General features: G+C 69.6%; 20 protein-coding genes. 12 read left to right on the top strand and 8 right to left on the bottom strand.

Translation table 11 applies throughout. The features are described from left to right. Positions 1–161 precede the first annotated feature (161 nt). Complete coding sequence (locus tag FB464_RS17920; RefSeq protein ID WP_170151979.1) at positions 162–1,157, top strand: Gfo/Idh/MocA family protein; 996 nt, start codon at positions 162–164, stop codon at positions 1,155–1,157. Positions 1,158–1,458: 301 nt separating this feature from the next. Here FB464_RS17920 and FB464_RS17915 read toward each other — a convergent pair whose 3' ends face one another. Next, entirely contained in the window at positions 1,459–2,124 is a 666-nt protein-coding gene (locus FB464_RS17915; protein WP_116415821.1) for a type 1 periplasmic-binding domain-containing protein, read from the bottom strand. A 175-nt stretch (positions 2,125–2,299) separates the two neighbouring features. Here FB464_RS17915 and FB464_RS17910 point away from each other — a divergent pair, with 175 nt between their 5' ends. From FB464_RS17910 to FB464_RS17900, 3 genes are all read left to right on the top strand, one after another. Then, positions 2,300–3,538, top strand: a complete 1,239-nt coding sequence (locus FB464_RS17910) for a HupE/UreJ family protein (protein ID WP_211327406.1) — start codon at positions 2,300–2,302, stop codon at positions 3,536–3,538. Between the two features lie 150 nt (positions 3,539–3,688). Beyond that, the gene (locus FB464_RS17905; protein ID WP_116415822.1) at positions 3,689–5,683 is read left to right on the top strand and encodes a purple acid phosphatase family protein; all 1,995 of its coding nucleotides are present in this window, start codon (positions 3,689–3,691) and stop codon (positions 5,681–5,683) included. 93 nt (positions 5,684–5,776) lie between these two features. Further along, on the top strand, positions 5,777–6,838 hold the full coding sequence (locus tag FB464_RS17900; protein ID WP_246093127.1) for a COG1361 family protein: 1,062 nt from the start codon (positions 5,777–5,779) through the stop codon (positions 6,836–6,838). Between the two features lie 185 nt (positions 6,839–7,023). On the opposite strand, the gene FB464_RS17895 is transcribed toward FB464_RS17900, so the two are convergent. Next, positions 7,024–7,518 carry a MarR family winged helix-turn-helix transcriptional regulator gene (locus tag FB464_RS17895; protein ID WP_116415824.1) on the bottom strand — a complete coding sequence of 165 codons (495 nt, stop codon included), beginning with the start codon at positions 7,516–7,518 and terminating at the stop codon, positions 7,024–7,026. A gap of 59 nt (positions 7,519–7,577) precedes the next feature. Here FB464_RS17895 and FB464_RS17890 point away from each other — a divergent pair, with 59 nt between their 5' ends. Next, positions 7,578–8,525, top strand: coding sequence for an EamA family transporter (locus FB464_RS17890; protein ID WP_116415825.1), 948 nt, complete (start codon positions 7,578–7,580; stop codon positions 8,523–8,525). Here the strand turns inward: FB464_RS17890 and FB464_RS17885 are convergent. From FB464_RS17885 to FB464_RS17870, 3 genes are all read right to left on the bottom strand, one after another. After that, positions 8,448–8,900 (bottom strand): hypothetical protein, encoded by a 453-nt coding sequence (locus tag FB464_RS17885; protein ID WP_116415826.1) that lies wholly within the window; start codon positions 8,898–8,900, stop codon positions 8,448–8,450. The two genes, FB464_RS17890 and FB464_RS17885, sit on opposite strands and share 78 nt — an antisense overlap. Positions 8,901–9,017: 117 nt before the next feature. Next, the gene (locus FB464_RS19930; protein WP_211327407.1) at positions 9,018–12,095 is read right to left on the bottom strand and encodes a lamin tail domain-containing protein; all 3,078 of its coding nucleotides are present in this window, start codon (positions 12,093–12,095) and stop codon (positions 9,018–9,020) included. Between the two features lie 105 nt (positions 12,096–12,200). Beyond that, positions 12,201–12,485 carry a GNAT family N-acetyltransferase gene (locus tag FB464_RS17870; protein ID WP_116415827.1) on the bottom strand — a complete coding sequence of 95 codons (285 nt, stop codon included), beginning with the start codon at positions 12,483–12,485 and terminating at the stop codon, positions 12,201–12,203. A 111-nt stretch (positions 12,486–12,596) separates the two neighbouring features. Here FB464_RS17870 and FB464_RS19925 point away from each other — a divergent pair, with 111 nt between their 5' ends. Together FB464_RS19925 and FB464_RS17865 are read left to right on the top strand one after the other, a co-directional pair. Beyond that, positions 12,597–12,743: a hypothetical protein gene (locus tag FB464_RS19925; RefSeq protein WP_170151980.1), complete on the top strand. Its 147-nt coding sequence runs from the start codon at positions 12,597–12,599 to the stop codon at positions 12,741–12,743. 70 nt (positions 12,744–12,813) lie between these two features. Then, a complete protein-coding gene (locus FB464_RS17865; RefSeq protein WP_116415828.1) occupies positions 12,814–13,401 on the top strand; it encodes a mismatch-specific DNA-glycosylase in 588 nt (195 codons plus the stop codon). 114 nt (positions 13,402–13,515) lie between these two features. On the opposite strand, the gene FB464_RS17860 is transcribed toward FB464_RS17865, so the two are convergent. After that, a complete protein-coding gene (locus FB464_RS17860) occupies positions 13,516–14,412 on the bottom strand; it encodes a glucose 1-dehydrogenase (protein WP_116415829.1) in 897 nt (298 codons plus the stop codon). Between the two features lie 191 nt (positions 14,413–14,603). Here FB464_RS17860 and FB464_RS17855 point away from each other — a divergent pair, with 191 nt between their 5' ends. Continuing rightward, positions 14,604–15,629, top strand: a complete 1,026-nt coding sequence (locus FB464_RS17855) for an aldo/keto reductase (RefSeq protein WP_116415830.1) — start codon at positions 14,604–14,606, stop codon at positions 15,627–15,629. Between the two features lie 95 nt (positions 15,630–15,724). Next, entirely contained in the window at positions 15,725–16,612 is an 888-nt protein-coding gene (locus tag FB464_RS17850) for a 1,4-dihydroxy-2-naphthoyl-CoA synthase (protein WP_116415831.1), read from the top strand. A 63-nt stretch (positions 16,613–16,675) separates the two neighbouring features. Here the strand turns inward: FB464_RS17850 and FB464_RS17845 are convergent, their stop codons facing one another. After that, positions 16,676–17,443: a FadR/GntR family transcriptional regulator gene (locus tag FB464_RS17845; RefSeq protein WP_211327408.1), complete on the bottom strand. Its 768-nt coding sequence runs from the start codon at positions 17,441–17,443 to the stop codon at positions 16,676–16,678. A 158-nt stretch (positions 17,444–17,601) separates the two neighbouring features. Here FB464_RS17845 and FB464_RS17840 point away from each other — a divergent pair, with 158 nt between their 5' ends. Genes FB464_RS17840 through FB464_RS17830 form a run of 3 tightly spaced genes read left to right on the top strand, consistent with a single transcriptional unit; the run spans position 17,602 to position 20,585 of the window. Continuing rightward, complete coding sequence (locus FB464_RS17840) at positions 17,602–18,645, top strand: phosphotransferase family protein (RefSeq protein WP_116415832.1); 1,044 nt, start codon at positions 17,602–17,604, stop codon at positions 18,643–18,645. 23 nt (positions 18,646–18,668) lie between these two features. After that, positions 18,669–19,706: an Rv3169 family protein gene (locus FB464_RS17835; protein ID WP_116415833.1), complete on the top strand. Its 1,038-nt coding sequence runs from the start codon at positions 18,669–18,671 to the stop codon at positions 19,704–19,706. Between the two features lie 12 nt (positions 19,707–19,718). Beyond that, positions 19,719–20,585, top strand: coding sequence for an SDR family oxidoreductase (locus FB464_RS17830; protein WP_116415834.1), 867 nt, complete (start codon positions 19,719–19,721; stop codon positions 20,583–20,585). 112 nt (positions 20,586–20,697) lie between these two features. Here FB464_RS17830 and FB464_RS17825 read toward each other — a convergent pair whose 3' ends face one another. After that, the gene (locus tag FB464_RS17825; RefSeq protein ID WP_116415835.1) at positions 20,698–21,492 is read right to left on the bottom strand and encodes an enoyl-CoA hydratase/isomerase family protein; all 795 of its coding nucleotides are present in this window, start codon (positions 21,490–21,492) and stop codon (positions 20,698–20,700) included. Positions 21,493–21,495: the final 3 nt, after the last annotated feature.

Raw genomic sequence — 21,495 nt, 5'->3', positions numbered from 1 at the left:
GGGCCATTTCGGGCCATTTCGGGCTATTTCGGGCACAAAAAAAGGACCCGATCGTCGACTTTCGCCTGACGTTCGGATCCTGCCTGCGTGACCAGTTACATGTCCTGAAAGGGACGATAGCACACGTCGCCCCGCGCGCACATCGTGCTACACAGGGTGCCATGGGCTCTCAACAGCAGACAGGGCTGCGGTGGGGAATCCTCGGCGCAGGAAAGATCGCGAGCGTCTTCGCGGCCGATGCGAAGGCCGCGGGCATCCGCTTCACCGCGATCGGCGCGCGCGACACAGGGCGGGCGCGGGCCTTCGCCGACCGCTTCGAGATCGGCCGCGCGCACGGTTCGTACGAAGCGCTCTGCGCGGATCCGGGCGTCGACGTGGTGTACATCGCGACCCCGCAGGCTTTCCACGCCGAGCAGGCGCTGCTCGCGATCGCGGCCGGCAAGCACGTGCTCGTCGAGAAGGCGTTCACGGTGGATGCGGCATCCGCCCGCCGGGTGTTCGCGGCCGCCTGCGAGGCCGGCGTGTTCGTGCTGGAGGCGATGTGGACGCGGTTCACCCCCACGATGATCGCGGTGCGGGAGCGCATCGCCCGGGGAGACATCGGCGAGGTGCGCGCGATCACGACGGCGCACCACCAGAAGCTCGACCTCTCGAGGGCGGGGCGGCACGGCGACCCGGCCCTCGCCGGCGGCGCGCTGCTCGACCTCGGGGTCTATGCGTTCGCGCTCGCGCTCGACCTCCTCGGCACACCGCACTCGATCGCGGCCGCGGGGCGGGTGGATGTCGCCGGTGTCGACCTCGGCGCCCAGGTGCTGCTCGGCTATCCTGATGCGGGCGCGTCGCTGTCGTTCTCGATGGCGCACCCGGGTCCGAATGATGCGTCGATCATGGGCGACGAGGGGTGGATCCATCTCGACGCACCGTACTTCGCGTGGACGGCATTCCAGCGCCATGACGCCTCCCGGCCCGCCCGGCTCGTCGAGTCGTGGGAGCCATATGCCGCCAGCGGCATGAACGGCACGCGCGGTATGCAGTTCCAGGCACTCGAACTCGAACGCTCGGTCGCAGCCGGCCTCCAGGAGTCGCCGCTCATGCCGCACGCGCACACCCTCGCCGTGCTCGAAGCCATGGACGCGGCGCGCGCCCAGCTCCGCTGACCCGCCGGCGCGCGTCGTCGAATCGATTCGAAAGGACGCCAACTGCTGCGACGGGCACGAATTCGAGCAGTTAGCGTCCTCTCGTTTGCCATCGCGGTGGCGCCGGCGCGCGCGGGGACGCGCGGGGTGCAGGGCGCGCGCGGGGACGCGCGGGGTGCAGGAGGCGCGCGCGGGGACGCGCGGGGTGCAGGAGGCGCGCGCGGACGCGCGGGGTTGCAGGGCGCGCGCGGGGGCGCAGGGGGCGCGGTGCGCGCGAGGGGACCCGCGGGGGCGCAGGGGACGCGCGGGGACGCGGTGCGGGTCAGTCGAGCCAGAGCACGATGCCCGTGAGGTCGTGCAGCACGGAGGCGACCCCGGCACGCACGGCCGACGCGCACCGCTCGGGGGTGAACGACGTCGGGTCGTACGTCGACGACGCCCCGAGCCCCTCGCCGCGGAACGACGCGCCCGTCCAGTCTACGGCGGTCACGTTGCCGGTCGGTTCCGCGACCTCCGCGCCCACGACGAGGAACTGCTGGTCGAGGTGGCTCGCCGTGACGGCCGCGAGCGCGTCGATGAGGTCGTTGCCCGCCGAGACGATGAGGTCGGGGTGCAGGTCCATCGCTTCGACGATCCCGCCGACGTGGTCGTCGTCGGCCCGCACGGTGCGGAGGTCGACCTTCTCGTCGGCCGCCCACTCCGTGACGGCATCGGCCAACGCGACCGCCGGTGCGTCGTCTCCCGCGGTCAGCAGCACGACCCGGTAGCCGGCGGACGGATGCACGTCGGCCCACGAATCGCGAAGCGGAGCGATGGTCGCCTCCGGGCTCGGGGCCGTCGTCGGCAGGAATCCGTCGCGGAGGGCGCCGACAGCGGTGGGTGCGTCGTGGGGTTCCGACCAGTCGTCACCGGCCGCGCAGCCCGCGAGCAGAACGGCGGCGAGGGCAGAGGTGGTGAGCAGTGCGGCGGCTCGGGTGCGGGAGCGCAAAGGTGATCCGTCCTCCGGGTGGGGTGGGGGTGTGGGCAGGCAGGTGCCTCCACATCCTGCGGCACCGGATGCCCGGGGCGGGCCTGCCCGGGGCAGAGTTCCTCCCCCGTTCTCTCGCGGTCCTCACGTTGTTCACCGTCGGACGCCAGCCTTCAGAGTCGACTGAAGGAGACCCATGCCACACCGGCCCAGCCGTATCCCCTCCACGATGCTCCGCGGCGCTGTCCTGGCGCTCGCGGGCACCGGCCTTGCCGGGGCCCTCCTCTTCGGCACGGCAGGGGCCGCCTCCGCGCACGGTTTCTCGTCGGTCGTCTACGCCGATGTCAGCCGCACCGACTCGGGAAGCGTGCGCACGGAACTGCAGCTGGAATACGACCTCCTGGTGGTCTCGGCGGCCGACGCCGAGCACGACGATGATCTTTTCCAAGCGGGAACGGACGCGTTCGAGAACGGTGACGCCTCGACCCGGGTGGCCGCGCTCGAGGCGCACACGGCGAGCGTGGAGAACTACCTCTCGAGCAGGTTCAGCGTCACGGCAGGCGGCACCACGTGCATCCCGCACCGTGTCGGCGACATCACCGAGACCATCGACCAGGGCGTGCCCTACGCCGTGATCACCTTTGACCGGGAGTGCGCGGCGACGAGTGACGGCCACATCGTGGAAAGCTCGGTGTTCCCGGACTCAGAGGGCTACGTCACCGGCACGAAGACGATCCTCACCTACGAGATCGACGAGCGCTCCGGCACGGCCGCACTCGACTCGAATCAGCCTTCGTTCTCGACCGAGCAGAGCACGGCCGAGCGCTTCTGGGAGTTCTTCCACCTCGGCGCTGAGCACCTGCTCTCCGGCATCGACCACATCCTCTTCCTGCTCGCCCTCATCGCCGGCTCCCGCAAGTTCCGGGAGGTGATCCTCGCCGCCACCACTTTCACCGTGGCGCACTCGGTCACGTTCATCCTCGCCGCCACCGGCGTCATCTCGGTCTCCGCGCGCATCATCGAGCCGATCATCGCCCTCTCGATCGCGGTCGTCGCGTCGTGGTACCTGTGGAGGCTCTGGCGCCGGGGGGATGCGGCGAACGAACTCGACGCATCGAGCGGACCGCTCGGGCTCGATCGCGCCGGCTGGCTGCGCCTCGGGGTGGTGTTCCTGTTCGGGCTCGTGCACGGGCTCGGTTTCGCGTCGGCGCTCGGCATCGACGAACCCTGGTCGTGGACGCTGCTCTGGTCGCTGCTCGTCTTCAACCTCGGCATCGAGGCGGTGCAGGTCGCGATCATCGCCGCCCTGTTCCCGCTGCTCGCACTGCTGCGTCGCCGCCAGCCGCGGATCGGGCTGTGGGCCACCGGAGCTCTCGCGGTGGCCGTTTCTGTGTTCGGGCTCATCTGGTTCGTCGAACGGCTCCTCGACCTGTGAAACAGCAGCACCGATCATGTGAATCGGCTCAGAGTATTTGCGCTTGATCAACTACCCCAGCGACATCCGTTCAACAGCCGTTCACCCCCGGGCGGAACCGTGAAGACATCCACCTGCTCCCCTCGGGGAGCCCAAGAGAACGGAAGACTCATGTCCTCCCCCACAGCATTCACAGCAGGGCGGCGGCGCACCCGCTACCGCGCCGCCGTGATCCTGACCGCCGCCGCCCTCGTGGGTTGCGTCTCGGTCGGCAGCGGCTTCGCCGCCCCCTCCGCCTCGGCCGCCGAGACCGCGAACCTCACCGGCGTCGTCCTCGGCGTCGGTGCGAACGAATCGCAGCGCATCGTGTCGTGGTACTCCTCGGCAGACACGAGCCAGCAGATTCAGCTCGCGCCGACCGCCTCGCTCGTCGCCGGCGCCTTCCCGGCCGGCGCGACGACGTTCGCCGCCATCGGTGCAGCGAACATCGCGACCAGCGGCGGATTCAACCGCCACGCCACGATCTCGGGCCTCAGCGAGAACACCGCGTACTCGTACCGCGTCGGTTCCGAGGGCAACTGGTCGAGCGCGTACGCATTCAAGACGCAGAGCTTCGACGGCGACTACGACTTCCTGTTCCTCGGCGACCCGCAGATCGGTTCGTCGGGCAACGTGGCGAAGGATGGCGCGGGCTGGGCTGACACGCTCGCCGTCGCCACCGCGGCCAACCCGAACGCCGAACTGCTCGTCTCGGGCGGCGACCAGGTCGAGACGGCCAACACCGAGGCGCAGTGGGACTCGTTCCTCGCGCCCGACCAGCTGCGCCAGGTTCCCTTCGCAGCCACGATCGGAAACCACGACGTGGGCGGCAAGGCCTACGAGCAGCACCTCGCGACGCCGAACACCGACCGCTCGGCCGCGTACTACTCCAACGGCCAGCCGACGTCGAACACCTCGGGTGGCGACTACTGGTACATCTACAAGGATGTTCTGTTCATCGACCTGAACAGCAACAGCTACTCCACTGCGCAGGGTGGCGGCGGAGACGCTGCCCACATCGGCTACGTGACGGATGTCGTCAACCAGCACCAGGCCGAGGCGAAGTACACCGTGCTGGTCTACCACCACGCGATCTACTCCCCCGCCGACCACGCGAAGGACTCGGACAACAAGGTGCGTCGCACCGACTACCCGACCGCGTTCTCGAACCTCGGCGTCGACCTCGTTCTGCAGGGCCACGACCACAGCTACTCGCGGAGCTACGAGATCAAGAACGGCGCCAAGGCCAACCCCGATGAGCAGCCCGGCCAGGACGATGTCTACCCGGGCCCCGGCGGCGTCATCTACGTCACGGCCAACAGTTCCTCCGGCTCGAAGTACTACGACATCACGGCTCCCGACTCGAGCGGAACGAGCGGTGCCGGCAACGGCGCCGACCCGCTGAACCCGTCGAGCTACTGGTACAACTCGGTCGAGAACCAGGAGCACGTGCGCTCGTACGTCAAGGTCTCGGTCGCGGCCGACCAGCTCACCGTGCAGACCGTTCGAAGCGGCACCTGCGCCGTTCCGAACGCTGCCGTCGAGCTCGGCAAGGTGCCGTGGTGCGGGCCGGACAACGGCGCCACCGCCGCGCAGCCGGTCGGCTCGATCGTCGACTCGGTCGCCATCCACCCCAACCACGGCAACGGCGAAGACATCCAGGTGACGGTTCCGACCGCCGCCCCGGGTGAGTTCGGCTGGACCATCGACGGCGGCAACCGCCTCGTCGACCTCGGCACCGCGGTTGAGAAGAACGGCCAGTACTTCGAGGCCAACGGCTCGATCAACCCGATCACCGTCACGGACACCCGCCACACGCAGTCACCGTGGTCGATCTCGGCCTCGGTCGGTGACTTCCGCGACGGCACCGCCACCTTCTCGGGCAAGAACCTCGGCTGGACGCCGAAGGTCGTCACGCCCGGTGCCGGCGCCAATGCCGGTCTCGCGATCCAGTCCGGCTACGACGGCGGAACGGGCCTCTCGGTCTCCCGCGGTCTCGGTTCAGCCGACCAGGGCCACGAGCGCGGTACCGCGAAGCTCGGCGCCGACCTGGATCTGAAGATCCCGGGTTCGGTCGACAAGGGAAGCTACCGCGCAACCCTGACGCTGACCGCGCTCAGCAGCTAGGCAGCAGCACCCGAACGGCCCCGGTGGGGTGCGTGCCCGTCGGCATGCGCCCCACCGGGCATTCGCTCTTAACTCCTCAAGGACACCATGAACGTGCACAGATCACCCAGCGCCATCCTCGCGACACTGGCCGTCGCCACTCTCGCCCTCATCGGCGTCATCGCGATGCCCGCCGGGATCGCCCACGCCGAGGGCGACGAGGTGACGTGGTCGGTGCGTACGGCATCCAACCAGTTCGGAGCAGAGCGCACCGGCTACAACTACGCGATCACCCCCGGCTCCTCGATCGACGACGCCCTCGTCGTGGCGAACCACGGCGACACGGCGGTCGACCTCGGGGTGTACGCCGCCGACGGGTTCACAACCGAGAGCGGGCAGTTCGACCTGGTCGTGGCCGGAACGCCGTCGGTCGGCGTCGGCGCCTGGGTGGCCGGCTCGACCGACCACGTGACTGTGGCACCCGGCGCAACCATCGATTTCCCCTTCACCCTCACGGTGCCCGCCGACGCGACCCCGGGCGACTACTCGGGCGGGATCGTCACGTCGCTCACCCAGCCCGGAACCGAGAACGGCATCAACGTCGACCGTCGCCTCGGCATCAAGATCACCCTCCGCGTGGGCGGAGACCTCGCACCGTCGCTGGCCGTCGAGAACATGCACGTCGACTGGAACGGCGGCCTCAACCCGTTCGCGGGCGGCGACGCCACCGTCGGCTACACGCTCCACAACACGGGCAACGCGGTGCTCTCCGGCCAGCAGTCGGCGACCGTCGCCGGCCCGTTCGGCTGGTTCGCCTCCGACGCGGGTGCTCTGGATGCTCCCCCGCAGCTGCTCCCCGGAGAGACCTGGAACGTGACCGTGCCCGTGCGGGATGTGCCCGGGACCTTCTGGCTGGGCGCCTCGGCGAGCGTCGTGCCTGTCGTCATCGACGCCTCCGGGTCGACGACCGACCTCGACCCCGTGACGGCGTCGGCGTCGGGCTGGGCGGTGCCGTGGATGCTGCTGCTGGTCATCCTCGTGCTCGCAGCGCTGGTCGTGCTGGGCATCCGCCTGCGGCGCCGCCTCGCCGCGTCGCGTGCCGCCGCGGAGGAGGAGCGCGTGAGCGCCGCCGTCGCCCACGCGCTCGAGGAGTCACGCGCCCCCGCCGCGCTCTGACCCCCGCCGCGCGCCCTCGCCATCTGACCCCGTCGCGTGCCCGCCCGTTCCCGCTGCGCTGCGGCGTCGAATCGATTCGATGGGACCCGAACTGCTCTGAAGATCACCTTTTGGAGCAGTTGGCGTCCTATCGAATCGATTCGACGCGGGCGCGGGAGCGCGGGAGGAGCGAGGCGCGCGGCGGGTCAGGGCGCCTCGAAGTGCGCGAGCCAGGCGGCGAGCAGCGCCTCGAGCGCGGGGCGGTCGGCGGCGGGCACGAGGTCGACGAGGCGGTGCTCGTTCGCCATGTGCTCCGTGAATGCCGCATCGATCACCTCCCGGCCGCGAACAGTCAGCGCCACCACGCGACGCCGCCCGTCGCCCTCGGCGGCCCGCCGTACCACGAGGCCTGCCGCAGCAAGCCTGTCGAGTCGCTTCGTCATCGCCCCCGTCGTCACCATCGTGTGCTCGGCGAGCTCCCCCGGGGCCCGTTCGAACGGATGCCCCGCCCGCCGCAGTGCCGCGAGCACGTCGAACTCGCCCTCGCCCAGCCCGTGGCGCTCGTACACGACGGCCAGCTCGGACGTGAGATGCGCGGCGAGCCGGTGCAACCGGCCGATGACCCCCTGCGGGGACACGTCGAGGTCGGGGCGCTCGCGCCGCCATTCCGCCTGGATGCCCGAAACCCGATCCGTCTGCACACTCCACTATAACTTCCCCGGAAGCTATAGTGGCTTCCATGGAAGCTATAGGCTCACGGATGCCCGCCCTCCCCCGCGGCTGGCACTGGTTGCTCATCACCGCCATCGCGCCGGTCGCGTGGGGATCGAACTACTACGTGACGCGCCAGTTCCTGCCGCTCGATCATCCGCTCTGGGGCGCCGTGCTGCGCGCCCTGCCGGCCGGACTGCTCCTGCTCGCGGTGAGCCGGTCTCGCCCGCGCGGCTCGTGGTGGTGGAAGTCGGTCGTGCTCGGCACCCTCAACGTCGGCGCGTTCTTCGTGCTGGTCTACGTCGCGTCTCAGCTGCTGCCGTCGAGCGTGGCGTCCACCATCATGGCGACCTCCGCCGCCGTGCTCATGCTCGTCGCCTGGCCGCTGCTCAGGGACCGGCCCACCCTGCTCCCGCTGCTCGGAGCCCTGCTCGGCTTCGTCGGCGTGGGCACGATGGTACTCGGCGGCACCACCGCGATCGAGCCCGCCGGGGTGCTCGCCTCCCTGGCCGCGATGGTGATGTCATCATTCGGCTTCGTACTCACGAAGAAATGGGCTGTGGGCGAGAAGACACTGGCCATCACCTCTTGGCAATTGATCGCCGGCGGGCTGCTCGTGCTGCCGTTTGCGCTGGTCATCGAAGGCGGTCCCCCGGTGATCGACGGCACTGCCGCCCTCGCGTTCGGCTACGTCACCGTCGTGGCGACGGCGCTGGCGTTCGTCGCCTGGTTCACGGGCCTCCGCCACCTGCCGGCCGGCACCGTCGGCCTCGTCGGCCTGCTCAACCCGGTCACCGGCGTGCTGCTCGGCACCCTGCTCGCCGCGGAGCCGTTCGGGCCACGCGAGGCGATCGGCACGGCGCTGGTGGTGGGCGGCGTGCTGCTCGGGGTGCCGCGCGGCGCTCCCGGTCGCCGACGGTCAGTTCGGGAGGATCGACGCCGTGAACGACGTAGTCACGCCGCCGACGGTCGCCGACCCGAAGACCGTGCCGTGTGAGCCGACGATCACCAGCGGCAGGGCGTAGCCGTCGGTGATGACGTACGACGCCAGGGTCGCGCTCGAGTAGCCCTCACCCTCCGGGTCGAAGGACACAACACTGGCGTCGTTCAGGGCGACCGTCAGCACGCCGCTCGCGAGCGGCGCACCGTTCTCGGAGATCTGGAAGACCAGCGGGATCGAGTCGCCGATGTCGGCCGCCATCGGGTCGGGCGCGGTGATCGTCGCAGCACCACCCGATGCCGCGAAGGCCGGAGCACCGACCGCGATCGCCACGACCGGCACGCTCCAGGCTGCCGTACGGAGCACCGCGCGGCGGCTGGGCGTCCGGCCGCCAGGGAACTGTTCGGGTTCGGTCGATGGTGCGTTGTTCATGGTGTCTCTCTTCTGGTGAACCGGCTGGCCGGGTGAACCGAGCGGCCGGGTGAACCGAGTGGCCGGGTGGCCGTGTGAGCCGCGTGCGAGTGGACGGTGCGGGCCGAAGACCGCCGGTCAGCCCGCCGCCGCGGCCGAGTAGGCCGCCGACAGGCTGCGTTGTCCGGCATCCGACGAGACCACCGCGGTCGCCGACCCGGCCGGCACGGATGACAGGTACGACTTGAAGGTCTGTGTGACCGTCTGCCCGGACGCGACCCCCGCGAAGGTCTTCGTTCCGTAGCTCGTCTTCAGCACGATCGTCACCGGGGTGGCCGACGTGTTCGTGGCAGAAACCGTCACCGACACCTTGCCCGTGACCACCGCGGTCGTCGCCGAGACGGTCGCCGTGAGGGTCGGAGCCGGCGCTGCCACCGTGATCGCGGGGAGCGCGACCGTCGCCGATCCGGCTCGCGAGGCCGACACCGTGATGGTTCCGACCCCCGTGCTCACGATGGTGGGCGTCAACGATATACCCGCCGAATTCGTCACCACGTTGACCGTGAGAGAGCCGCTGGCGAAGGTGCCCGGCCCGGCGATCGTGAACTTCACCGGCTTGCCCGCAACGACCGCGCCGGTCGAATCCACGAGACGCGCGCCGAGCCCGGCGACAGTTCCGCCCGGCGCGATCGTGCGTGCCACACCCTGCGGCTCGATGCTCAGGATGCCCGAAGGAGCAGCCGCGGGAACCGAGAGTGTTTGCACCGAACTGACGGTCCCCGCGACATCCGTTGCCCGGAAACGCACGCTGTGGGCGCTGCCGTCGAGCACGACCGGCGCGCTGTAGGCGACCCACGCGGTGGCGGCGTCGAGCTGGTATTCGATGCTCGCGACACCCGATCCGGTGTCTGCCGCGGTGAGCGTGAGGGTGCGGCCGGCCAGCGACCCGGAGACGGTCGGCGGGGTCGTGTCGGGAATCGGGGTGCAGTTCACCGAGCCGCTGCGCAGGGCGAAGCCCGCGTCGTTCGTGTCGTCCGACCAGAAGGCCGGCTTCTGCCCGGCCACGCACTCGGCCCGGGGTGCCAGAGCGAAGCCCTCGTTGTTGTAGTTCGGCATGCCGGCCGGTCGGTCGTAGACGTGGGTCACTGCGAAGTGGCCGGCGTTCGCACCCGACGAGGCGATCTCGAGAATCGCCGACTGCCCGTTGCAGGTGTCATCGCAGACCGCCCAGAGCCGGTTCGTCTCCTGCTCGAACTCGAGATCCATCACGCCGGTGAAACCGCTCGCGATCGTCGCGACGCGGGTGTAGCCGCCAGTCACCTGGTTCAGCGCGTAGGCGTAGACGGTGCCGTTCGCCTCGAGCCCGACGAAGAAGAGGCCGTCGCCGTGGTCGGCGTAGGTCGCCGGGTTGTAGGCGGCGCCCGTGTGCTCGTCGACGAAACCCTTCGAGGTGAGGAACGCATCCGACACCCACGAGATCGCCTCGAGCCCGCTGTTCGGTGCCACGGCCGGGAGGTCGGCGGTGAGGTTCCACTCCATGGTGGCGTTCAGGCTGGTGGCACCGCTGGTCGCAGAGCCTGTGGCGTCGAACTTCAGCACCGAGGGGCGGCTGACCGCGCTGACGCTGTTGTTGCGCTCGGTCGAGACGAACGCCCCGCCCGAGGGGCCGGCGCCGGTGAAGGCGACGCCCTCAGCGTCGGGGTCGCCCGTGCCGTCGGTGTAGTGCAGGGCCTTGCCGGCCGACCAGGCGCCCGTGCCGCTGGTGTCGGAGACCCAGGCCGACCCGTTGTAGCTGAGCTTGTAGAGCGTGCTCGGCCCGTTCTTCACGGCCCACAGCGTGCCGCGGGCGCTCGTGCCCGACGGGTCGTAGGCGAGGCCGCTCAGGTTGCCGCCGATCACGCCGTTCTGGTCGGCCGTGGTGATCGCCGATGCGCCGGGCCAGGCCTCGGCCGTCGGGCCGGTCGGGGTGGGCGGCGCGCAGTCGTTCGCCGCACCCTTGGTCGGGGTCGTGGTCGTGGTGAAGGCGCCTGTGCCGTCGGGGCAGCGGCCATACGTCGTCGACGCGTGCGCCGTCCACGTGTACGAGTCGATCAGCGTCGTGCCGTCGGTGCCGAACAGGCGGGCCGAATCGGCTGCGCCCAGCCCGTAGGCAGTCTCCACATCCAGCGCGAGATACCCGTTCGCGGCGATCGACGTTCCCGACGGGATCGTGAACACGTGGGTGTCGTCGCTGTCCTTGACGACCAGCCCCGAGACATCCACCGCAGCAGCAGCCGTGTTCTTGAGCTCCACCCAGTCGCCGGGCGTGCCACCGCTGGACTCGACCTCGTTGATCTTCACCGCAGAAGCGGCCGACACGGTGCAGCTGTTGGCGGCGCCCTTCGTCGGCGCGACCGTGGTCACGAAGGCGCCGGTGCCGTCGGGGCAGCGGCCGTAGGTCGTCGCCGCGTGGGCGGCCCAGCTGTACGAGTCGATCAGCGTCGCAGCGCCGGGCGTGAAGAAGCGGGCAGAGTCGGCGGAGCCCAACCCGTAGGCGGTCTCCACATCGAGCGCGAGGAACCCATTCGCGGCGATCGAGGTTCCCGATGGGATCGTGTACAGGTGCGTGTCGTCGCTGTCCTTCAGCACGTAGTCCGAGAGGTCGAGGGCGACGCTCGCCTTGTTCGCCAGTTCGACCCAGTCGCCCGGGGTTCCGCCACTCGACTCGACCTCGTTGATCCTGACCGAGGCCGCGACCGTCGGCGTGCAGCTGTTGGCGGCGCCCTTCGTCGAGGCGAGCGTGGTCACGAAGGCGCCGGTGCCGTCGGGGCAGCGGCCGTAGGTCGTCGCCGCGTGCGCCGTCCAGGAGTAGCTGTCGACGAGAGTTGTGCCGTCGGGGGCGAAGAGACGGGCCGAATCGAATGCGCCCAGCCCGTAGGCGGTCTCCACATCCAGCGCGAGATACCCGTTCGCCGCGATCGATGTGTTCGCCGGGATCGTGAAGATGTGCGTGTCGTCGCTGTCCTTCACGAGGTAGCCCGAGAGATCGACCGCAGAAGCAGCCGTGTTCACCAGCTCCACCCAGTCGCCCGGCGTGCCGCCCGACGACTCGACCTCGTTGATTCTGACGCTGGTCGCGAGAGGAACAGCCGAAGCCGCCTGCAGCCCGACGAACGGTGACGCCAGAACGGCGGCGGCAAGAATGATGCTGACGGGAAAACGCCAGGGTGCAGGCACGATGATTCTCTCTTCCTCGGGAGACCGCACAGTCATCCCTGGGAGAGCATCCCGGCCTCAGGCATCACGCAGTTGACCGCGAAGTGAACAGCCGGTGCGAGCGGCTCAGCGATCGAGCAGCGCGGCCCGCTCCGGATGCTCGTCGAACCACTGCCCGACATACCAGCACATCGGCACGACACGATAGCTCGTGTTCTTCTCGACGTCGTCGACGGCGTAGGTGACGACCTCGTTGGCGTACCCCTTGCCGCGCAGTTTCGGATCGGTGAACGTGTGGTTGAAGGAGATGGTGTTGTCGCGGAGCACGTAGTCCGCCGCGCTGACGAGGGCGCCGTCGACGCGGAGGGAGTAGCGGTGCCGCTCGGCGTCGTGCAGGAGTTCGCTGGCCATGGCTCCAGAATACGTCCGAAGTCGGCTGCGAATCATCCAGCGAGCATCCAGCATGCTCACCGAGGGCTCATAGGATCGCCCTCCACGATGGAAGGAACCAAGGAGGGCGCAATGAACAGGTATCTGCAGGGCATCCGACCGGCTCTGAGCGTGCTCGGCATCGTGCTCTCGGTCGTGGTCGGCTACAACACGTGGGCACAGATCGACGCCGTGAACGGCGATCATGCGGGCAACAGCCACGCAGCCGACCTGGGCTGAGCGCAGGGGCGGATGGGCGCGGCGCCGATCGCGCACGACAGCGCCGGGGCCGGGCGCGTAGCGTGAGACCGTGACGTTCACCCGCGCCGACCTTGCCGCCTTCCACGGTGGCACCCTGCCCGACCTCATCGGGCCGCACGTGCGCCTGCTCTTCGTCGGCATCAACCCGGGACTCCGCACTGTCGCTGTGCAGGCGCACTTCGGTGGCGGGAGCAACCGTTTCTATCCGGCGCTGTACCGGGCGGGCATCCTCGACCGCCGCATCATCGCGTCGAACGGGTTCGAACCCGATGACCTCGCGCACCTCGAGGAGCGCGGCGTCGGCATCACCAACCTGGTGGCGACGGCATCCGCTCGCGCCGACGAACTCACGCATGCCGAGCTGGTCGAGGGCGCAGCCCGGCTCGAAGAGCGGGTGCGGATGATCGCACCAGCCGTCGTCGCGATGCTGGGCATCACGGCCTACCGCCAGGCCTTCGCGCGGCCGAAGGCGGTCGAGGGCCGGCAGCCCGAACTGCTCGGCGGAGTGCCGCTCTGGGTCGTGCCGAACCCCAGCGGGCTGAACGCCCACGCGACGGTGGACACGCTGGCGGCCGCGTACCGCGCGGCCGCGGTCGCGGCGGGCATCCGCGTGTACGACGCGCCGCCTGTCCCCTAGCCCGTGGCGCGAGCCGCAACGCCGTCCCACCCCGATCGAGTGGGCAGTTTGGGCCGTAAACAGCGTGTCTATTGGGCCCAAACTGCCCACTCGATGGGCGCGACGCGGGGGTCGTCAGGGCGTCGGCATGCCGCCGTTGACGTGCAAGGTTTCGCCGATCACGTAGCTCGACTCGCCCGACGCGAGGAACACGTAGGCCGGCGCGAGTTCCGACGGCTGGCCCCAGCGGCCGAGCGGCGTCTCCTCGCCGACCGTCGGCAGCGCCTCGGTGGGCTGCCCGCCCGCGGTCTGCAGCGGAGTCCAGATCGGCCCCGGCGCGACGACGTTCACCCGGATGCCCTTCGGCGCGAGCTGCTGCGAGAGCGCCTTCGAGAACGTGTTGATCGCAGCCTTGGTCGAGGCGTAGTCGACCAGCGTCTCCGACGGCGAGTACGCCTGGATCGACGACGTGTTGATGATCGACGAACCGGGCGCAAGGTGCGGCAGCGCGGCCTTGGTGATCCAGAACATCGCGTAGACGTTCGTCTTGTAGGTCTCGTCGAACTGCTCGTCGGAGAGATCGAGCAGGTCTTCGACGAACTGCTGCTTGCCGGCGTTGTTCACGAGCACGTCGAGACCGCCGAGCTCGGAGACGGCGTCCGCGACTAGGCCACGCGCGAAGTCGGGGCTGGTGATGTCGCCCGCGAAGCCGACACCCTTCTGGCCGGTCTCCTCGATGAGGGCGAGGATGCGAGCGGCATCCTCCTGCTCCTCCGGGAGGTACGAGATGGCGACGTCGGCGCCCTCCCGGGCGAACGCGATCGCGACGGCGGCGCCGATCCCCGAGTCGCCACCGGTGACGAGGGCCTTGCGGCCGGTGAGGCGGCCACTGCCGCGGTACGTCTTCTCGCCGTGGTCGGCGCGGTCATCGAGCTCGGAGTCGAGCCCCGCGCCCTCCTGGTACTGGGCCGACGGGGTGATGTCGGCGAACATCTTCGAGGGATCCTGGAACGTGTACTGGTCATCGGTCATACTTCGACGCTACGCGGGCGGCGGGGCGGGTCGAGGGGGGTTGCGTTTCGCGCGCTCCTGCGGCAGATCGCGCCCCGGATGCCCGAACAGAGCTCGAAGGGACCCAGATCGTGCCGCCCCCGGCCGGTTGGCGCGATCTGCGTCCCCTCGCGGGCCGCAGATCGCGGGGGCGGGCGGGTAGGGTCGGACGCATGAGTGTCAACGCCTCCCGCCTCGGGCTCGGCCTCGCCGCCATCGGCCGGCCCGCCTACATCACGGTCGGGCGGGGCGATGATCTCGGCGACGGCGCCGACCGCTCCGTCGAGGCCATGCGCGGCCGCGCCCACCGACTGCTCCAGAGCGCGTGGATGCTCGGCATCCGCTACATCGATGCCGCCCGGTCGTACGGGTTCGCCGAACAGTTCCTCGGATCGTGGCTCGCCGAGCATCCGGAGCGCCGCGACGAGCTCACGATCGGCTCCAAATGGGGCTACGAGTACGTGGGCGACTGGCGCATGGACGCCGCGGTGCAGGAACGCAAAGACCACAGCCTCCGGATGCTCGAGGCCCAGTGGCCCGAGACGCTCGACGCGCTCGGCGGGGCGCCCGACGTGTACCTCGTGCATTCGCTCACGCCTGACAGCCCCGCGCTCGGCGACAGTGCACTGCTCGACCGGCTGCGGGAGATCGCGTCGAGCGGGGTGCGGGTCGGTTTCTCGACGAGCGGACCGGGCCAGTCCGCGGTGATCGACGCGGCCCTCGCCCTGCCCGATTCGCCGTTCAGCGCGGTGCAGTCGACGTGGAACCTGCTGGAGCAGTCTGCGGGGGCCGCGCTGGCGCGAGCAAACGACGCGAACTGGCTCGTGGTGGTGAAGGAGGCGCTGGCGAACGGTCGCCTGACGGCGCGCGGCGGGGAGCTCGGGGCAGCTGTCGGGCGCGGAACGGCGACCGCCGCCGCGGCAGCAGCCGGTGAGGCCGGCGCAGAAGGTGAGGCCGGCGCAGAAGGGGAGGCGGCCGCCCTCGCGGCGGCGGAAGACCAACCGCTCGCGGGGCTCGCCCTCGGCGCGGCGCTGGCACGGCCGTGGGCCGACATCGTGCTCACCGGGGCCGTCACCGGCACCCAGCTGCGGGAGAACCTCACCGCACGGGCGCCCGCCGCCGACGACGACGCGCTGGTCGCGCTGGCCCAACCGCCCGAGCAGTACTGGGCCGAACGCACCGCCCGCGCCTGGACCTGAGCCGGGCATCCGGTCGCCACTGGCGCACCACCGGCACCGCACCAGCGGCACGCACACCAGACCGCGGTGCCGACTGCCGGTTCTAAGCTGTCGTCATGACCAATGTTTCCGACCTGTTCGACGAATCCGTGTGGATGCCCGTCGACGGCTTCTCCGACCTCACGGACATCACCTACCACCACGACACCGCCGGCAGAGTCGCCCGGGTGGCCTTCAACCGGCCGGAGGTGCTGAACGCGTTCCGCCCGCAGTCGGTCGACGAACTGTTCCGGGTGCTCGAGGATGCCCGCCAGAACACCCGCATCGGGGTGGTTCTGCTCACCGGCAACGGCCCCAGCCCGAAGGACGGCAAGTGGGCGTTCTGCTCGGGCGGCGACCAGCGCATCCGCGGCCGCGACGGCTACCAGTACAAAGACGGTACGCATTCGACCGGTCGGCTGCACATCCTCGAGGTGCAGCGGCTCATCCGTTTCATGCCGAAGGTCGTCATCGCTGTCGTACCGGGCTGGGCGGCGGGCGGCGGGCACTCCCTGCATGTGACCTGCGACCTCACGATCGCGAGCGCCGAGCACGCCCACTTCAAGCAGACCGACGCGGATGTCGGCTCGTTCGACGGTGGCTACGGCAGCGCCTATCTCGCCCGGCAGGTGGGCCAGAAGTTCGCCCGCGAGATCTTCTTCCTCGGCCAGGAGTACGGCGCCCAGCGCGCCTATGAGATGGGCGCGATCAATGCGGTGGTTCCGCACGCCGAACTCGAGTCGACGGCGTACGCCTGGGCCAACACGATCCTCGGCAAGTCGCCGACGGCGATCCGGATGCTCAAATTCTCGTTCAACGCGGTCGACGACGGGCTCGTGGGCCAGCAGCTGTTCGCGGGCGAGGCGACCCGGCTCGCCTACGGCACCGACGAGGCCGTGGAGGGCCGGGATTCGTTCCTCGAGAAGCGCGAAGCCGACTGGGGACCGTACCCCTGGCAGTTCTGACGCCGGCGCGGGCGCCGTTCGCCCGATCGGCTCAGGGAACTATCGGCTCAGGGAACTATCGGCTCAGGGAACGACGATCTCGCGATCCTCGTCTGCCCCGAGCACCACGGCGGCGTAGGAGTGCACGTGGCGCGTCATGCGGCGCACCGCCGCCTCACCATCGTGGTCGCGAATGGCAGCCGTGATGGTGGCGTGCGCCCGCGCGGTGGTGTGGCGCACCTCGAGGTCGACGAACTGCTCGTCGTCGGTGGCGGCGTAGATCGCCTGTGACAGCGCCGTCATCATCCCCGAGAGCAGCTTGTTGTGGCTGGCCCGGGCCACCAGGACGTGCCATTCGACGTTCGCTTCGAGGAACGTCGACAGCGGGCCCTCATCGTCGGTGAGGGCGGCCACTGCGGCGTCGAGCAACTCCAGTTCGGCGTCGGTGCGGTTCGCCGCAGCGAGTTGGGCGCAGTACGGCTCGATGGCTTCGCGCATGCCCAGCAGGTCGGCGAGGCGGATCTGCTGGCCCCTGATCAACAGGTTGACCGTGCTGGCCATCGCTTCCTCGCCCGGTCGCTGCACGAACGCACCGCCGGTGCGACCCGCCTTGATGCGGATGAGCCCCTGCACTTCGAGTATGCGGAGCGCTTCACGCACCGTCGTGCGGCTCATGTGCGTCTGGGTGACCAGGTCGCGTTCGGCCGGCAGCCCGACCCCCTCGGGGAACTCCCCAGTCAGGATGCGTTCCCGCAGTTCGTTGGCAAGAACATCCGATGCTTTGGAGACTTTCATCGGCGCAAGGGTGATCGGGGAACGCTTCACCGGCACAATCGGCTCTGCTTCGGTCACGATTCCTCCTGAGACAGGCCGCGGACTGGCCTGATGGTCTGACCTAATTTACCATCGCCCTTCGACCGCTCGATCTCCGCCGCGCCCTGCTCTGCTAGGCTACGGTCCAGCCATTCATTTGGTCATACCAAACCTTGCGACGGTGTAGAGGGGGAAAGATGTCCGAAGACGTCTCGGCCTGGCAGTGGACGCCGGAGACCCTCGCCGCCCTGGCCACGTTCCTCGAACAGCGAGGCATCACCGCGGGGCCGGTCAGCAGCACCCCTATCGGCGACGGCCATTCCAACCTCACCTACCTCGTCACCGACGGCACGGTGCGGGTCGTGGTACGGCGCCCTCCACCTCCACCGGTGCCGCCCGGCGCCCACGACATGCTTCGGGAGGCCCGCTTCATGCACGCTCTCGGCGGCACTGCCGTGCCCGTGCCGAGGGTGCTCGCGACGGCGGCCGCCGGCGACGTTCTCGACGTGCCCCTCTACGTGATGAGTGCGGTCGACGGCCCGGTCGTCACCACCCTGACCCCGTCGCCGCTCGACACACCGGAAGCCCGCCGCTCCATCTGCGAGAGCATGATCGACACCCTGGCCGACCTGCACAGCGTCGACTGGCGGTCGGTGGGCCTCGCCGACGCCGGCCGCCCCGAGGGATTCAACGCGCGCCACCTCCGTCGCATGGCCGCGTTGGTGGCGGCACCGGATGGCTCGCCGCCGGCCGAATTCGCGGGCATCCAGCTCTGGCTCACCGAGCACACCCCCGCAGAATCGGGTGCGGCGATCGTGCACAACGACTTTCGTCTCGGCAACCTGGTGCTGGCACCGGATGCCCCGGGCCGAGTCGCCGCCGTTCTCGACTGGGAGCTCGCGACGATCGGCGACCCGCTCTTCGACCTCGGCTACTTCCTCGCGTCGGTGCCCGAGTCGCCGAACGAGCTCACCCCCACGGAGGAGTTCGCAACCGCGATGCTCGAGCCCGGCTACCTGTGCCGCGACGAGCTGGCGGCACGCTATGCCGAACGCAGCGGACGCGACCTCACCGACCTCGCCTGGTACTCCACACTCGCCCTCTGGAAGCTCGCAGTGCTCTACGAGTACGGGCGGCGTCGGGCTGAGCGCGGTGTCGGCGACGACTACTACGCGGGCCGGTCCCAGGTCGAGTCGTTCCTGCGGGCGGCGCACCAGACGGCAGGCATCCACATCCCGTGACCCGCACCCCGAGAAGGAGCATCATGCCGGAAGATCACACCAGCACGACCGGATTCCACGACGCCCTGGTGACGCCGGGCGAGACCGGTCTGCCGGAACGGTTCTTCGACCGGTTCATGTTCAATCTGCACCCCCGGGACGCCCTCACCCCTTCGGTGATCGTCGGCGCGGGACTCTACCCCGGCCGGAACGTCATCGACGGGTTCGCCCTCGTCACCCTGCCCGAACAACAGCGCAACCTCCGCTTCTCCACAGAACTCGACACCACGGACGGCGCCGGAGTCGGCCCCCTCAGCTGGTCGATAGACGAACCGCTCGAGCGTTGGCACCTGCGGCTCGCCCCGAACGAGACGGGCTTCGAGTTCGACGCGAGCTGGCAGGCGCGAGCGCTCCCCTGGTCGGGCGACGTCACGGTGCGGGGCGACGACGGATCGGTGACCTCGTCGTTCGAGCACCTCTTCCAGTCGGGCCACTACACCGGCACGGCATCGCTCGACGGCGTCACCCTCGACATCGACGGCTGGTACGGCCAGCGCGACCGGTCGCGCGGGGTGCGCACGATGTCGGGCGGCCAGGGGCTGCACCTCTGGTTCCAGGCCCAGTTCGACGATCGGTCGATCGGCTTCCTTCTGGTCGAGGATCGGGCTCAGGCGCGACTGCTGCTCGAAGGCGCGGTGATGCCCGTCGGCGGTTCACTCGACGAGATCGTCGACGTGCGCCACGACCTGCGCTTCACCGACCAGCTCGACCTCGAAGGCGGAACCGTCGAGGTGCGCACCGCGAGCGGCGAGATGTATCGCATCGGCGTCGACGCCTCGGCGAAGGGCGGCCACATGTCGGGCGGCGGCTACGGCGGCCAGCACGGGCATCCGCGAGGCCTGGACCACGTCGAGTTCGACGTCTACCCGCTCGACGGATCGGTCTCCCCGCGCTCGGTCGACACCGCCCTGACCGACCGGATGACCGTGTTCGAGTGGGCCGGACGCACCGGTATCGGCATCCTCGAGTTCGCGCACTCGCGGAGCGCCTCCTACACCTACCAGCCCTCGCTCGACCGCTAGAAAGGCTCAGCCATGCCCTACACCTCCGTCTTCGCCCCCGGGCTCTTCGCCGGCCAGACCGTCGTCGTCACGGGAGGCGGCAGCGGCATCGGTCGCTGTGTCGTGCACGAACTCAGCTCTCTCGGAGCGACGGTGGCCGTCGTCGGCCGGAGCCTGGAGAAGCTCGACCGCATCCGCGCCGAGGTCACCGAAGACGGCGGCAGCGTCACGACGCACGCCACCGACATCCGCGACGAGGCGGGGGTGGTCACCGTGATCGACGAGATCCTCCAGCAGCACGGCCGCATCGACGGCCTCGTGAACAATGCGGGCGGCCAGTACAAAGCCGAGCTGAAGACGATCTCGACGAAGGGCTTCGAGGCGGTGGTGCGCAGCAACCTCACGGGCGGCTTCATCGTGATGCGCGAGGTCTACAACCGGTGGATGATCGAGAACGGCGGCGCGATCGTCAACATGATCGCGGACATCTCGAACGGCTGGCCGGGATTCGCGCACTCGGCTGCCTCGCGGGGCGGGATGCTCACCCTCACCGAGACGGCCGCCACCGAATGGGCGGAGTCCGGCGTGCGCGTCAACGCGGTCGCCCCGGGCTCGATCGCGTCGAGCGGGCTCGACACCTACGACGACGAGCACACGGCGTTCATCCAGAACAAGGTCTGGCGGGGCATCCCGCTGCAGCGGTTCGGAACCGAGTCGGAGGTCTCGGCCGCGATCGTGTTCCTGCTCTCCCCCGCGGCCAGCTTCATCACCGGTTCGACCGTCCGCGTCGACGGCGGCGCACCGAACGCCCGCTCGGGCTGGTGGGACCTCCAGGAGGTCTCGCACAACACCCCCTTCTCGGGCTTCCACCGCGCGGCCGCCCCCGACATCCTCGCCTAGCGCCCGGGTCCCACGCCCCCCGCACGAACGGACGAGCCTCAGCTGGCTTGGCCTCGTATTCGGCGTCGCGTCGGCTGAGGCTCGCCCGTTCGCACCGGCAGCGCCCCGCGGGTCAGCTGGTCGCTCGGTCCTGGTCGCGGCGGTCGAGGAACTCGTCGCGCTTCGCGGCGATCTCGGGGTCGCCCATGGTCGAGTAACCGTAGAGGGCCTCGAACTTCAGCTGGTCGTCCAGCGGCCGGCCGACGACCTCGAGAATGGTCTCCTTCGCCGACTCCACGGCGACGCGGGGGTTGCGGATGATCTTCCGCGCCATGTCCTCGGCCGTCGACATCAGCTCCGCCTGAGGAACCACGCGGTTCACGAGGTGGATCTCCTTGGCCCGCTGCACGTCGATCGGCTCGCCCATGAGCTCCAGTTCCATAGCGATGCCGACCCCGCAGGTGTTCACGAGCCGAACGATGCCGCCGTCGGCGAAATGCATCCCGCGCCGCATGTGGAAGAAGCCGAACTGCACGTTGTCGCTGGCGACACGGATGTCGCAGGCCAGCGCCAGCTCGATGCCACCGCCGATCACCCAGCCGTTCAGCGCCGCAATGATCGGCTTCCTGATGTGGTGCAGGCCCCGGGTGATTCCCCCGGCGAATCCGCGGGCGAGCACGCTCCGGCCGAGCTCGGGCCCGGCGTTGATCCACGGGTCGATGTGCGACTTCAGGTCGGCGCCCGCGCAGAACGACTTCTCGCCCGAGCCGGTGAGGATCGCAAGGCGCACGTCGGGATCGCTGTCGAACTCGTTCCAGGCGTCGAAGAGCAGATCATCCGTCTCCCGGTCGATCGCGTTGTGCACCTCGGGCCGGTTGAGGGTGATATAGGCGATCTGGTCGCGCTTCTCATAAAGGACTTTGCTCATCGG

The sequence above is a fragment of the Subtercola boreus genome (assembly GCF_006716115.1).
Lineage (GTDB): Bacteria > Actinomycetota > Actinomycetes > Actinomycetales > Microbacteriaceae > Subtercola > Subtercola boreus.
This window is presented reverse-complemented; position numbering and strand designations above follow the sequence as displayed.

Excerpts from the sequence above, each read along its gene's own strand:
- FB464_RS17920 (WP_170151979.1), top strand. The coding sequence starts at position 162 with ATGGGCTCTCAACAGCAGACAGGGCTGCGGTGGGGAATCCTCGGCGCA.
- FB464_RS17910 (WP_211327406.1), top strand. The coding sequence starts at position 2,300 with ATGCCACACCGGCCCAGCCGTATCCCCTCCACGATGCTCCGCGGCGCT.
- FB464_RS17905 (WP_116415822.1), top strand. The coding sequence starts at position 3,689 with ATGTCCTCCCCCACAGCATTCACAGCAGGGCGGCGGCGCACCCGCTAC.
- FB464_RS17890 (WP_116415825.1), top strand. The coding sequence starts at position 7,578 with ATGCCCGCCCTCCCCCGCGGCTGGCACTGGTTGCTCATCACCGCCATC.
- FB464_RS17885 (WP_116415826.1), bottom strand. The coding sequence starts at position 8,900 with ATGAACAACGCACCATCGACCGAACCCGAACAGTTCCCTGGCGGCCGG.
- FB464_RS17870 (WP_116415827.1), bottom strand. The coding sequence starts at position 12,485 with ATGGCCAGCGAACTCCTGCACGACGCCGAGCGGCACCGCTACTCCCTC.
- FB464_RS19925 (WP_170151980.1), top strand. The coding sequence starts at position 12,597 with ATGAACAGGTATCTGCAGGGCATCCGACCGGCTCTGAGCGTGCTCGGC.
- FB464_RS17860 (WP_116415829.1), bottom strand. The coding sequence starts at position 14,412 with ATGACCGATGACCAGTACACGTTCCAGGATCCCTCGAAGATGTTCGCC.
- FB464_RS17855 (WP_116415830.1), top strand. The coding sequence starts at position 14,604 with ATGAGTGTCAACGCCTCCCGCCTCGGGCTCGGCCTCGCCGCCATCGGC.
- FB464_RS17850 (WP_116415831.1), top strand. The coding sequence starts at position 15,725 with ATGACCAATGTTTCCGACCTGTTCGACGAATCCGTGTGGATGCCCGTC.
- FB464_RS17840 (WP_116415832.1), top strand. The coding sequence starts at position 17,602 with ATGTCCGAAGACGTCTCGGCCTGGCAGTGGACGCCGGAGACCCTCGCC.
- FB464_RS17835 (WP_116415833.1), top strand. The coding sequence starts at position 18,669 with ATGCCGGAAGATCACACCAGCACGACCGGATTCCACGACGCCCTGGTG.
- FB464_RS17830 (WP_116415834.1), top strand. The coding sequence starts at position 19,719 with ATGCCCTACACCTCCGTCTTCGCCCCCGGGCTCTTCGCCGGCCAGACC.
- FB464_RS17825 (WP_116415835.1), bottom strand. The coding sequence starts at position 21,492 with ATGAGCAAAGTCCTTTATGAGAAGCGCGACCAGATCGCCTATATCACC.